Annotated in this window: 17 protein-coding genes; 8 read left to right on the top strand and 9 right to left on the bottom strand. The window is 43.4% G+C overall.

Features of this window, described 5'->3' with window-relative positions; genetic code table 11:
* Positions 1-95 precede the first annotated feature (95 nt).
* Both hemH and B4033_RS00930 read left to right on the top strand, forming a co-directional pair.
* Entirely contained in the window at positions 96-1,103 is a 1,008-nt protein-coding gene (gene hemH / locus B4033_RS00935) for a ferrochelatase (protein ID WP_004813436.1), read from the top strand.
* A gap of 21 nt (positions 1,104-1,124) precedes the next feature.
* Positions 1,125-1,769: an MBL fold metallo-hydrolase gene (locus B4033_RS00930; RefSeq protein ID WP_005220779.1), complete on the top strand. Its 645-nt coding sequence runs from the start codon at positions 1,125-1,127 to the stop codon at positions 1,767-1,769.
* Positions 1,770-2,284: 515 nt separating this feature from the next.
* Here the strand turns inward: B4033_RS00930 and B4033_RS00925 are convergent.
* Both B4033_RS00925 and B4033_RS00920 read right to left on the bottom strand, forming a co-directional pair.
* Positions 2,285-2,464 carry a hypothetical protein gene (locus B4033_RS00925; RefSeq protein WP_005220781.1) on the bottom strand — a complete coding sequence of 60 codons (180 nt, stop codon included), beginning with the start codon at positions 2,462-2,464 and terminating at the stop codon, positions 2,285-2,287.
* Between the two features lie 144 nt (positions 2,465-2,608).
* Positions 2,609-2,794, bottom strand: coding sequence for a DNA gyrase inhibitor YacG (locus tag B4033_RS00920; protein ID WP_004813427.1), 186 nt, complete (start codon positions 2,792-2,794; stop codon positions 2,609-2,611).
* Between the two features lie 83 nt (positions 2,795-2,877).
* Between B4033_RS00920 and B4033_RS00915 the strand changes: the two genes are divergently transcribed.
* The 3 genes from B4033_RS00915 to B4033_RS00905 all read left to right on the top strand — a co-directional run bounded on the left by B4033_RS00915 (position 2,878) and on the right by B4033_RS00905 (position 5,221).
* Complete coding sequence (locus tag B4033_RS00915; RefSeq protein ID WP_171058630.1) at positions 2,878-3,522, top strand: SAM-dependent methyltransferase; 645 nt, start codon at positions 2,878-2,880, stop codon at positions 3,520-3,522.
* Between the two features lie 3 nt (positions 3,523-3,525).
* Positions 3,526-4,728 (top strand): TIGR03862 family flavoprotein, encoded by a 1,203-nt coding sequence (locus B4033_RS00910; RefSeq protein ID WP_286831202.1) that lies wholly within the window; start codon positions 3,526-3,528, stop codon positions 4,726-4,728.
* Positions 4,729-4,810: 82 nt separating this feature from the next.
* Positions 4,811-5,221 (top strand): GFA family protein, encoded by a 411-nt coding sequence (locus B4033_RS00905; protein WP_286831209.1) that lies wholly within the window; start codon positions 4,811-4,813, stop codon positions 5,219-5,221.
* A 17-nt stretch (positions 5,222-5,238) separates the two neighbouring features.
* Here the strand turns inward: B4033_RS00905 and B4033_RS00900 are convergent, their stop codons facing one another.
* On the bottom strand, positions 5,239-5,802 hold the full coding sequence (locus B4033_RS00900) for a hypothetical protein (RefSeq protein WP_286831199.1): 564 nt from the start codon (positions 5,800-5,802) through the stop codon (positions 5,239-5,241).
* 23 nt (positions 5,803-5,825) lie between these two features.
* Positions 5,826-6,608 carry a class I SAM-dependent methyltransferase gene (locus B4033_RS00895; RefSeq protein ID WP_286831196.1) on the bottom strand — a complete coding sequence of 261 codons (783 nt, stop codon included), beginning with the start codon at positions 6,606-6,608 and terminating at the stop codon, positions 5,826-5,828.
* Between the two features lie 113 nt (positions 6,609-6,721).
* On the opposite strand from B4033_RS00895, the gene B4033_RS00890 reads away from it, so the two are divergent.
* From B4033_RS00890 to B4033_RS00880, 3 genes are all read left to right on the top strand, one after another.
* The gene (locus tag B4033_RS00890; RefSeq protein WP_076752979.1) at positions 6,722-7,993 is read left to right on the top strand and encodes a hypothetical protein; all 1,272 of its coding nucleotides are present in this window, start codon (positions 6,722-6,724) and stop codon (positions 7,991-7,993) included.
* Between the two features lie 121 nt (positions 7,994-8,114).
* A complete protein-coding gene (locus tag B4033_RS00885) occupies positions 8,115-8,312 on the top strand; it encodes a hypothetical protein (protein ID WP_004813413.1) in 198 nt (65 codons plus the stop codon).
* A 95-nt stretch (positions 8,313-8,407) separates the two neighbouring features.
* A complete protein-coding gene (locus B4033_RS00880) occupies positions 8,408-9,361 on the top strand; it encodes a 2-hydroxyacid dehydrogenase (protein WP_286831188.1) in 954 nt (317 codons plus the stop codon).
* A 77-nt stretch (positions 9,362-9,438) separates the two neighbouring features.
* Here B4033_RS00880 and B4033_RS00875 read toward each other — a convergent pair whose 3' ends face one another.
* The 5 genes from B4033_RS00875 to B4033_RS00855 all read right to left on the bottom strand — a co-directional run.
* Complete coding sequence (locus B4033_RS00875; RefSeq protein ID WP_163172294.1) at positions 9,439-9,945, bottom strand: hypothetical protein; 507 nt, start codon at positions 9,943-9,945, stop codon at positions 9,439-9,441.
* A gap of 222 nt (positions 9,946-10,167) precedes the next feature.
* Positions 10,168-10,557 (bottom strand): hypothetical protein, encoded by a 390-nt coding sequence (locus B4033_RS00870; RefSeq protein WP_286831184.1) that lies wholly within the window; start codon positions 10,555-10,557, stop codon positions 10,168-10,170.
* A 58-nt stretch (positions 10,558-10,615) separates the two neighbouring features.
* The gene (locus tag B4033_RS00865) at positions 10,616-11,230 is read right to left on the bottom strand and encodes a hypothetical protein (RefSeq protein WP_248603258.1); all 615 of its coding nucleotides are present in this window, start codon (positions 11,228-11,230) and stop codon (positions 10,616-10,618) included.
* On the bottom strand, positions 11,223-11,951 hold the full coding sequence (locus tag B4033_RS00860) for an adenylate/guanylate cyclase domain-containing protein (RefSeq protein WP_163172292.1): 729 nt from the start codon (positions 11,949-11,951) through the stop codon (positions 11,223-11,225). Before B4033_RS00860 ends, B4033_RS00865 begins: the two co-directional genes overlap by 8 nt.
* Positions 11,952-12,020: 69 nt before the next feature.
* Positions 12,021-12,671 (bottom strand): glycine--tRNA ligase subunit beta (locus B4033_RS00855; RefSeq protein WP_286831181.1); only part of this gene is annotated, 651 nt, incomplete at its 5' end.

Raw genomic sequence — 12,671 nt, 5'->3', positions numbered from 1 at the left:
GGTTTTTCAATATAAGTCAGTATATTAATCCATATTATAAATTTATTGAAAACTGTTAAAGTACAGGGGTTGACCCCTCAAGACGGATGATCTGAATGTTTGCTAAACCGAAAGTCACCATTATACTGGCAAATCTCGGTACCCCTGATGCTCCTACCGTTCCCGCAGTACGAACTTTTTTGCAGCAGTTCCTGTCCGATCAGCGTGTCATTGAAATCCCCAAACCGGTCTGGCAGATCATTTTGCGCCTGTTTATTTTACCTTTCCGTCCTAAACGGGTTGCGCAGGCTTATGCACAAGTATGGGCTAAAGATTCACCCATGCGTGAAATCCTGCTGCAACAGGTTGAAGCAGTCAGAGCAGAACTGACTCAGCGTTATCCGCAATTCGAGCTGAATGTGGTGCCCGCCATGACCTATGGCAATCCGAACATTCAGACTGTTCTTAGCCAGATCAGCGCACAACCTCAGGATCACGTGATCCTGTTGCCCTTATTCCCGCAGTATTCAGCCACTTCCACTGCGCCGCTGTACGATGCAGTCGCGAGATGGGTACTGACTCAGCGTAATCTTCCGGGTTTATCACTGATTCGTGATTATTATCAGCATCCGCTGTTTATTCAGGCATTGGCACAGAGTGTGCGTGACTATCAGGCGATTCATGGCAAGCCAGAAAAGCTGTTAATGTCGTTTCATGGTATTCCACAGCCTTATGCCGATAAAGGCGATCCCTATGCTGACCGTTGCCGTATCACCGGGAAACTGGTAGCTAAAGCTTTAGGGTTATCTGAAGATCAGTATGCGATTAGCTTCCAGTCACGTTTTGGCAAGCAGGAATGGGTTAAGCCTTATACCGATGCCTTGATTGAAGAGTGGGGCAAGCAGGGTGTGAAATCGATTCAGGTCATGAGTCCGGCTTTCTCGGCGGATTGTCTGGAAACCCTAGAAGAACTGGCAATGGAAAATGCGGATACCTTCAAGGCTAATGGTGGTGAACGCTATAGCTATATTCCGGCATTGAATAGCCGCGAAGATCATTTGCAATTGCTCAATTCATTGCTACAGGCTAATCTTGATGCATTGACTCATACTCTCGCTCACTAATTTTTTGAGGTTTTAAAGCCTATGCTCCAAGTCAAAATTGTTCCTGTAACTGCCTTTCAGCAAAACTGTTCCATTTTATGGGATACAGACAGCAAAGAAGCAGTTTTGATTGATGCCGGAGGTGAGCCGGAAAAACTGAGAGCAGAAGTCGAAGCGCTTGGTCTGACGGTCAAAGCATTATGGCTGACCCATGGTCATTTAGACCATGCTGGAGCGGTGGGTGCTTTGAAAAAAGCCTGGAATGTGCCGGTGATTGGTCCACATAAGGATGATGCGTTCTGGCTGGAGATGATTCAGGAAGTCTCTGCTCGTTATGGCTTCCCGATTCCGGAAAAGGTAGAAGTGACTGAATGGCTGAAAGGCGGTGAAGTACTGAAACTGGGGAACGAAGAATTCGAAGTCCGCTTTGCACCCGGTCATACTCCAGGTCATGTCATGTTTTATAACCGCAATCATGGTTTGCTGTGGACGGGGGATGTGCTGTTTAAGGGTTCGATTGGTCGTACTGACTTCCCACGTGGCAATCATCAGCAATTACTCGATTCAATTCAACGTGAATGCTTTAGCCTGCCTGAGGAAACTCAGTTTATCTCAGGGCATGGTCCAATGAGCACGATTGGTTTTGAAAAGCAGCATAATCCTTTTGTCGCAGGTAAAGCAGGTTAAGCGCTTAATGTAAACGTAGTAGTTATCTAAAAAATGAAAAAGGAATCGATTCTAGATTCCTTTTTTATTTGAGTGGGTTAATGGGTTATACAGATTACATATTAAGCGAAAGGGTCATTTTGTAGTTTATGTACCTGAAGTTTAATAATCCAAAAAGCCAGTGCAATGAGTATACCAATGCTAATAAAAAAATAATCATGGCGCATGATACCCGTGCCAATACTGAGACAGCATAGTAGAACAAACAAGAACATGACAGTCTTGAGTATAATTACTAACATTTATAAATCCCCAAAAAGATAAGTCATTGACATTCTTTATAATTTTTTATGTTTTCCTACTTATTTAAATTGAAAAATTATTTTATTATCAACTATATAGAATGTTTTCGCAGTTTAACATTTGACCAAAAATAAATTCAAGAGAAATACTGACCTTAGTTTAATAAAACTTATAAGTAATTCTTCTTTGAGCTAGAATTTTTAACAGACTGTGCAAATATTTTGGTTTTTACTTCAAGCGAAAGGATCATGTTGCAGTTGCCGGATTTGCAGTCTTAATATCACGATGGCCAGAACCAGCAGGATACCAATCAAGATAAAGATATAGTCCTGTTTCCAGAGCCCAAGGCCAATACTGGTGCAGCATAGCAGGATCAAAAACAGCATAAAAATTTTAAGCAGGAGGATAAACATCGGCATGTCCTCTTTTTTTGTTATTTTATTAGAATAGTTATTTAAATTTTATTTTATTAATCAATAATATATTGTTTCTAGGCTAGTCTAGCACCAAATGAAAAAGGAATTCAATCCGAATTCCTTTCCTCTGGTCAGTCTCATTTAAAACTGGTCTTCTTCACGGCCTCCATCAGCTTGCGGAGCATCTTGAGTCGGCAGCTTATAGTCTTCATTGGCCCAGGCACCCAAATCAATCATCTTGCAGCGTTCGGAACAAAAGGGACGAAACGCATTGTCTTCCCACGTAGTCAGTGCACCACAACGTGGGCATTTCAGGGTCGTTGGCATGGACAATACTCCACAAAAAATTGGATTCAATTAGGCAAATATAGCCGCACTTGTTAGACTTATGCGGTTTTCATTAGTTTGATCTGATTATGCCAATTCGTCAATTTCAAGCGCAGCGTATGCATGCCCCTCGTGATTTTCAAAGCATCAGCCCTGAACCGATTTGTGTCGAAATTGGTGCAGGCAAGGGCAAGCATGCCTTGTTATTTACCCGGACACATCCAGAGCACAAACTGATTGCAATTGAACGGACCCGTGAAAAATTTCTGGCCATGCAAAAGCAGCATGAATTGGAAGGCCAGCCAAATTTAAAAACCGTACATGCTGATGCTCTGCCATGGGTGGTACATGCACTGTATCCTGGCCAGGTAGAGCAGTTCTTTGTCCTGTATCCAAACCCGGAGCCACATAACCCGGCACAGCGTTGGGCCAATATGCCGTTCTTTGAATTTTTGCTATCACGGCTGAAAACAGGTGGTTCGATTACGTTGGCAAGTAATATTCCGGAATATATCGATGAAGCTGAACAGCAGATGAAAGAGCTATGGAACCTGCCTTATGACAAGCAGATCATTGCATCCGATTCGGCCCGTACCCATTTTGAGATCAAGTATCTGGAACGTGGTGAACTGTGTCAGCAGCTGATTATTACGAAACCTGAGGGTTATACCACCCGCTTTGATGATTTCCAGCCTCTGCAGGGGCAAAATGTTGCGCCTGTGGAATAAGCCATGAGTAAACGCATTGCGATTGTTGGTGCTGGCCCGGCAGGGCTGATGGCAGCAGAAGTGCTGAGCCAGCAGCATTATGACGTACATGTCTATGAGCAGAAGCCTTCAGCTGCACGCAAATTTCTGATGGCAGGCAAGACCGGCCTGAATATCTCGCATGCTGAACCGGTGGAACAGTTTATCCAGCGGTATGATCAGGCTGAATGGCTAGCGCCGTGGGTAAAACGCTGGGATGCTGCCTGGATCCAAGAGTGGATGCAAGATTTGGGTATTGAACCTTATATTGGTTCTTCTGGACGGGTGTTTCCAACCGAAATGAAGGCCGCTCCACTGTTACGTGCCTGGTTAAAACGTCTGGCCGAGCAGGGGGTACAGTTTCATTACCGCCATCAGGTGACCCAGTTAAAACAGAATCAATTGGAACTATTGGATCTGAAAACTGATGAGCTACGAATAGAACTCTTTGATGCGATTATCCTCGCCTGTGGCGCGGTATCCTGGTCAAAGCTGGGCAGTGATGGTCAATGGCAAACATGGCTAAAGACAGAAGAAATTGAGCCTTTTCAGGCCAGTAATGCCGGAGTGGAGTATCCATGGTCCAGGTTTATGCAGCCCATCTTTGGTCAGCCACTGAAACGGGTTGCAGCCTGGGTGGAAGACAGTGACAAGACTATGGGTGATATCGTCGTCAGTCATTATGGTCTTGAAAGTGGCTTGATCTATAAACAGGGGCGTGGTTTGCGTGAACAGGTTAAACGTGGTCAGCCCATGCAACTGTATCTTGACCTGTTTCCCGATCAAAGCGCAGCGCAACTGGCGAATAAACTGCAATCCAGCAAGAAGCAGTCTTTAAGCAATGTCTGGCGCAAGGCAGGACTGGAAGGCGCTAAAGCTGCACTGGTGCGAGAGCTGGTGCCTAAAAATATCTGGCAGGATGCTGAACATCTGGCACAGCAAATTAAACAGTTGATGGTTCCTCTTCAGGGATTCCGTCCAATTGAAGAGGCAATTAGCTGCGCTGGTGGTGTAAAACGTGATGTGCTGACGGAACATTTGCAACTTAAATCCAATCCCTATGTATTCCTATGTGGAGAAATGCTGGACTGGGATGCACCCACCGGTGGTTATCTGTTGACTGCCTGTATGGCAACCGGTCGTGCAGCGGGTAAAGGTGTCGCGGCTTATCTGTCTGGTTCTGCTTGAAGCGAAGATATTTTAGACATTCACAGTCAGTAATTTTTTAGGTTATATTGGGCGAAAATCATTCACAAGGAGGTTTGCTGATATATCGACTCAAGATTATTATGCCGGTAGCTGTCTCTGCGGTGGAATCCAGTATGAAGTTCGTGGATCGCTGGGTGATATTATTCAATGTCACTGCCGCCGTTGCCGTAAAGCTACCGGTACTGCCTTTGCTACCAATAGTCCGATTGCCAAAGCGGGTTTTTATCTGCTGCAAGGACAGCAACTGCTGAAGTCATTCACTACCACGACTGGCGTGAGCCGAAATTCCTGTAGTGAATGTGGTTCTCCGATTTATAGCGTGAAAGCAGATCTGCCGGATGTTTATCGTCTGCATATTGGCAGTCTGGATACAACGATTGAGCAGAAACCGACTTGCCATTTCTATGTCGGTTCTAAAGCTGAGTGGGAGGACATTCACGATACCTTAGCGCAATATCATGAACGTCCTTAACAGAAAGCAGATCAGTCTTACTGGGCTTTAGCCTGAGTTTCTGCATACTGGTTACGCCAGTGTTCCAGCTGTTCCTGAGCATGCAGATACTGTCCCAAACCTTTTATATTTTCCTTGGCATCATGCTGGATCGCTTTATCTGAAGAGGTTGTGCCCAGCAGTTTTTGCTGTTGTTCCCAGTATTGATAGATTAGCCCCTGAATATAGCGGCCCTGTTCAGTTTTCAGTTCCAGACTTTTTAATAAAGTCAGTGCAGACTGGATATGGTCAAGCTGACGTTGCTGCATAAATTCTTCAGTCAGATTGCCTTCCTTACGCATACGCTCAGTTTCTGCTTCGATATCCTCATTTAAGGATTGTAGGCGCTGCTCAAAGTCATCCAGTACGGCAATATCATGTTGATCATCCGCTGTTTGCGGAAAATCTTTCACCGCTTGTGTTTTCAGTTCCTTCATCACTTCTTCAGCTGCTTCATTTTGCGGAGTCGCTTCCTGTTTCGGCGCATCTTTCTGATTACACGCCACCAGCAACAGGGTAGATGTAAGCAAGGTGATTCGGCTAAGATTCTGAATATTTGGCATTGTTTTGTCCTGTTAAAGTTTTATCAAAGCGTTAGAATTTTTTGAAAGACATAGACATGGGTAATATAGGGGAAGTCAATCTGTTCATCAGGCTGCTTGCCAGTATGTTCTCGTACGATTTGTTCAAACTGAGATTTGAGTTGCTGCTGTGCATCATCAGACTGGGCGGCGATAAAGCTGGTCGAGAGCAAACGTTTGGACACCACCTGTTCCACAGTTCCAGAATGAAGCTGTTGCAAAGTCGTTTCTGCTACCGGGCTAAACAGCTGCTGATCCTGAAATACATCGCGCCACTGACCACTATGGTAGCGTGGCGTATCGCCTTCCATGGGGAGAATAAATTCTGCCAGAGCTTTGACCCAGTCGACATTAACATCACGCTGGTTCCAGATCAGGACCAGATAGCCCTGATCTTTCAGAATCCGATGAATTTCCTTAAGGCTGTCGAAATTGGCGAACCAGTGAAAAGACTGTGCGCAAAATACAGCATCCATCAAGGCATTTTCTAGCGGCAGGGCGTCACTCATCGCCTGCAAGGTCGGAATATCTGGATGAACCTGCTTGAGTTGCGTTAACATCTCTGCGACAGGATCAACCGCCAGAATATGCGAACTGAGTAATTTCAGCTGGGGCAGGAATTTACCGGTACCGCTACCCAAATCAAGTAATTGGGCATGATGGGGTAAGCCAAGCTGCTGTTGCAACCAGGGCACTAATGCTTCAGGATAACTTGGGCGCACCTGCTGATAGCGCTCAGCAGCGCTACTAAAACCTTGTTGTGCAGCAGGATGTAATGATTGTGTCATATTTTGCGCTTTTTAATCTTGGTCTTCGCTATAAAATAGCATATTCATTTTTGCATCGTTTTGCGCCATTGAATTTGTAATGGAAGCGTTCGTTTTACAGGCATGGGAAAGTTATGGAAAAACAAATCGTCTTTGAAGATGAGCACATTCGCGCAATCTTTATGCCGGGTTCATCTTCAGAACTGATCTTCTCCTTTGGGGATCTGATTACCCGTGCCAAGGGAACCACCATCAATGCAGAGAAGTCGCTGCAAAAGTTTGAATTCAATGTGCTCGGGATTATGCCCAAGGATAAATCCTGGTTTCCACAAGCGTCTATGCAGGCCATGCTGGACGCGATTGCTGAACTGATTACACCATTTGAGCAGCGTATTGCCTATGGCGGTTCAATGGGCGGTTATGCAGCGATTAAATATTCCAATGCTCTGGATGTACAGCGTGCCGTAGCCATGGTGCCGCAATACTCAATTGATCCGGAAGATGTGAAAGACGCCCGCTATAATATGTTCTATCAGCCGGAACTGAATGGCGAGATGCGCATTACTAAGGCAGATGTCAGTGAGGATCGTGAATACATTATTATTTATGATCCGCACTATGCACAGGACCGTGCGCATTATCATAAGCTCAGAGAAGTCCTGCCGCCACATCACGTATTGCATCTGGCCTTTACCAATCATGATGCCATTGCCGTGTTGGCAAGCTCCGAACTGGTGAATGATTTCCTGCTACATGAATTTGATGCCAGCTATTTTTATCAGAAGATGCGCCGGGTCAAAAAGAACAGCAAGTTTTATTACCGTAAGGTGATTGAAAACCTGTTGCCACGGCATCGGATGGCCTTGGGCCGTATCCTGAAAAATAATGACCTGCAACTCGATTCACAGTTTTTTGATGCCAATCAGAAGCAGACCATTTTGCGTGAGTTACTCAGCAATAAACAGGTGGATCAGCATGATCTGATGAAACTCGGCATTCAGGTCAACCTGCCGCAGGAAAACCGTCAGATCCTGCTGGATATCTATGGGCATGGTCTGGTGTTCAATGTCATCAGTAACAAGATTGAAAGCTATGCTGATCAGGCGATTGCGCTGAACCATAAATTCCTGATTCCAATTTATGCGCGCGGCAACGGCTTGTTGACCATCAGCTTGAATGACGAACGTTATCTCGTCGTCATGAATGACCGTCATATGATGAAGCTGGTCAAGGAACAGGAACCGCTTTCGGTCGGAATGCACCCAATTCTGATGAAACGTTATACAGATTTCTATATGTTCAGTTATAAGGAATTAAGTCTCAAAACTGATGAATACGGTGCAGCGGCATTTGTTGATGACAGTGACAAAAATACGCACTTTGTGACACGCAGTGAAGCGAATTAACTTGAAATATCACTTAAAAACAATGGCTTGACTTATTGTTTTGCTGGCATAAGATGTAGTTATGCGGTATGGATTTTTCATCACCGCACGCGATCGTTTTCGTGAGAAGGGGGTATATCTTATGCAATCTACACAGTTCGCCACCATATTTTTAATGCTAACTTTGGGCCTGCCCAATCTGGCATTCGCCAAAGACAGCGTACACCCGACCATTATTTTCCTGAGTGCAACTATCGTATTTTTGATGATTCTGACCGTTTATATTGTTTATAAAATTCGTCATTCTGTGCGTAACCATCTGGATAAACCACTCGATTAAACAAGGCAGGATAAAGTCTAAAAAACGGTTGAAAACCCTGTATGACTTGTTTTAAATGACAGGATAAATTGTCTAACAGGATTGAGGGTCAGGCCATGAAAGCCGTATATTTGGATTATGCTTCTCTAGATCAACAGGATCTCGACTTTCAGGTACTGCATGGCGTATTTGACGAGTTAATTTTATATCCTGCTACTTCTGTGGCTGAACTTTTGCCACGCGTGCAAGATGTCGACGTCATCATCACCAATAAAGTCATGGTAAATGCCGAAACCATTCAGCAATGCCCTCAACTGAAACTGATTTTAATCTCTGCGACTGGTACCAATAATGTTGACCTGGCCGCAGCTAAAGCACGCAATATTGTCGTGTGTAACTGCCAAGCCTATGGCACTTCCGCTGTCGCCCAACATACCCTCATGTTAATGCTGAATCTGGCGACGTCTTTCCTGCCTTATCAGCAAAAATTACAACAAGGCGAATGGCAAAAGGCGACACAATTCTGTTTGCTGGATGCACCGATTGTAGAACTGTCTGGTAAGACTCTCGGCATTGTGGGTTATGGCGAACTGGGTAAGGCAGTGGCGAAACTGGCAGAAGCGTTTGGTATGAAGGTGATAATAGGTTCATTACCGAACCGTCCAACTGATGCCTCACGTGTACCATTCGCGGAGTTATTGCCACAGGCTGATTTCCTGAGTTTGCATTGCCCACTGACTGAAGATACCCGCAACCTGATCAGCCATGCCGAGCTGGAAGCTATGAAATCAAGTGCTTTCCTGATTAACTGTGCGCGTGGCGGTATTGTTGATGAAGCGGCTCTAGCACAGGCATTATGTGCAGGCAAAATCGCGGGTGCTGCCACCGATGTACTTACGGTAGAGCCACCGAAAGAGGGCAATATTCTACTCGATCCAAGCATTCCGAATTTGATCGTTACACCGCATAATGCCTGGGGCAGTGTGGATGCCCGCCAGCGCATCGTGGATCAGATGAAGGAAAATGTTAAAGCCTTTCAGGCGGGCCAGCCGATTCGCCAGGTGAACTGATCTGGTTTAGTTAATCCAGATATTATTCTCTTCAGATTAAAAAAGCCCTTAACGGGCTTTTTTAAATGTTCTATTTTTTAGAGATCATCCACTGCATAACTGGTTGCACCACCTGAACTGGATGGTGACTGCGGTGTGATACTTTGCGTTGCTGTTGAAGATTGGCTTAAAGGCTGCTGCTCAATTGGGACTTGCTGTTGCTGATTACCGCGCCAGACATCTTTGGTCTGCTGGATTTTCTGACCGGTTTGCTGAGCCACTTGCGTTGCGCCTTGGTCTACTTTTTCAATGGTGGTGGCTGCGGTGGATTTGGTATTGTCCCAGGCACGATCCACACCCGGCTTGATCTTGGCAATGCCTTTTTCTGCTGCTGCACCCACTTTTTCAGCGGTATTGATTACACCTTGTTGGGTTTTATAAGCAAATACATGCAGCAGATTGGGATTATCACCATAAGGAACAATCGGTTTTGCATCTTGCTGCGTTTCACTGGCTTGAACAGTCTGGATAAAAATAGGCGCACACATTAATAATGCGGTGCTGAGGATCTTGGTTTTTTTCATCGTCGTTTTTTTCAGGGTCATAAGGGATCGACCTCGCAGATTGGGATAACGGTCTTGATTCTGTTTTCAGTGTAATGGAAGGCAATGTAAAAACAATGAATATTTTGTGCGATTCACTTAAATGATCTGAGAAAAAGGGAGTAAAGCTGGCTGATCTCAAGAATAGGTAGAGAATAAATTTGATAGGAAGATTATTTGAAAGAAAAGCTGCCCCATATTTGATGTAAATACAGGGCAGGGTGCTTAGTCACACTGTTCAATTGCTTCTTTGGCAAAGTGGTTACGTAGTGCCAGGAAGTTCTTTTGAGCGGTTTCGCTGTGCAGGTCAAATTTCTGTGCAGTGCTGGTGTTGTCGCGCTGGAAAGTTGCTGAGCCAGCATCAATCAGGGTCAAACCTTTAAAAGACCATTGTTCGATTACGCGGCTGCTTTCAAGCTGACCTCTAAATTCGATCACACATTTGTCCATGAATTTGGTCAGTTTTGCACTGTTGTTCGTCGTTTCAGGATAAACCTCAAGATTCTGTACTTCCTGTAATACGCCCAGTTGAAGTTGTGAAACAGTCGGTTGAGATGTACACGCTGAAAGAGCAATACCCGCAAGACCAGTCAAAATAAGAGCTTTAAATTTCATATGATTCTTTCTTGTTGAGTGTTGTTAGGTTGAGTATAGGAAATATAAAGTGAAATGCCTATAACAAATAATCTAAATATTGTTTTGGTTGAAGATGTTGAATATCTTGATTTACGACATCAATTTTCTTCGTATTTGGGGCAGATAGAAAGCTTATAGATCCCACTATAATAAGCACAAAAATTAATACTATTGCATGGCGTAAGCGGAAAATTTTTAGATCACGAATATAGATTAACTTTAAATGTTCATAAGCTAATTCTTTTGAAATATCTAGAGAGGTATCTTCAATTTCATTTTTGTAGTCTCGGACAGATTTTGTAGCAAAGTTATTTGTCCTCCAAAAAATATTTAATAATTTGAAGTTAAATAAACCACCGCCAAAATATAGACCTTTTTGATTTGTATTATCTGAAATATGTTTACTAGGATTATCAATTGCTGAAAGTGCTAAAAGTAAAATAAGAACGGTTATTAGCCACATTACAAAAATTATTGCTGCTAAAGCATGCTGCCACCAAAATTCATTAATTGTTAAATATTTGAAAATTTCTCTTATTTGAGGAAAAGGGACAATTAAGCCTGCTAATAATGCACCAATTTTAAAATCAATCGCTCGAATATTTTGTTGGGTATCCTGTATAGCCGAATGTAGAAATTCAAATTTATCCATTTTCTAATACCCAATTATTCATTGAAGTATAAATAGTATTTCCTTCATAGCATTCGTAAGTGTAATTCCAATTTATCCAATCTATTCTTTTTCTTTCTTTATCGGTCAAACTATCATAAAATTTTTTGCTATAAAGAGTCCTTTTTGAGTTCCATCTACTGGCTTTAGAGCATAGGTCAGCAGTTTCACCTACAAGTTTTCCAATCCAAGTTACTTCGTTAATACCACTACCACTGTAACCTGCTTTAATCATAAGAACATCTGCATCATGGCAGGCTATTCCTACTGTTATTTCAGAATACTTTTTCTTTCTGAGTTTGACATTTAATGTATCGATAAGTGAAGCAGCTTGGGCAGCTGTATCGAGAATGCTATCTACGTCAGACTTATTTGGGGTATTGAAAACCCCCCATACACAGTCGCCTTCTATGTAAATTTCTCTTAATCTTATATTACTATTAAGAACAGCAACTAGCTCTGAGATATAGCTTCTATATATTTTTGCAGTAACAGGTCTTGTATGTTTTTTCGAGAATTCCTTTGAACCTCTCATGTCAATAAATATGGCAGAGCAACAGATATAGTACCCATTATTAAAAGTTAAAGTATCGCGATTTGGGATCGATTCTTTTTCTTCGTAATTATTATCTGAAGAGTTTAAAATTTCATCTATACGATCACGACTCTTTTGAAAATCATAAGTTTTATAATTTGCTTGCATTATTTGTCATCAATAAAAAACCCCACTAACTTATAGCGGGGTTTTGTTTAAACTTCAAGCAATTGAAACTTAGTGCTGTAACACCGAAATATCGGCCACTTTCGTAAACAAGTCACGAAGCTGTGCAAGCATCAACAAACGGTTTGATTTAAGCGCAGCATCATCAGCCATGACCATTACACCGTCAAAGAACGCATCGACTGGTGCACGAAGTGCAGCCAATGCAGACAGCGCAGCAGTATAGTCTTTGGCAGCAAATAACGGCTCAACCACTGGTGTAATTTTCGCAAGTTCAGCGAATAATGCTTTTTCAGCATCTTCAACCAGGTTTGCTTCAACAACTTGACCTTCAGGTGCAGCTTCTTTTGCAAGAATGTTTGCAACACGCTTGTTGGCGGAAGCCAAAGCAGCAGCTTCAGGTAATGCACGGAAGTGATTGACTGCATTGACACGCTTGTCAAAATCAAGCGGAGATTTTGGTGACAAGGCTTGAACCGCTTGAATCACATCAACTGCAACGCCTTGGTCTTCGTATTTCGCACGGTAACGACCTTCAAGGAATGCAACCGCATCAGCCAAAGTCTTGTCATGATCTTTCAATACATCGCCATAGGCAGCTAAAGCAAGTTTGATCAAATCTTCAATTGAAACATCAAGCTCGTTTTCAGTCACTAGACGCAGAATACCAATCGCAGAACGACGCAGCGCAAACGGGTCTTT

This window comes from Acinetobacter sp. UBA3132 (assembly GCF_002364825.1).
GTDB classification, from domain to species: Bacteria; Pseudomonadota; Gammaproteobacteria; order Pseudomonadales; family Moraxellaceae; genus Acinetobacter; species Acinetobacter schindleri.
The sequence above is the reverse complement of the archived record's forward strand: the minus strand, read 5'-3'. Positions and strand labels throughout refer to the sequence as shown.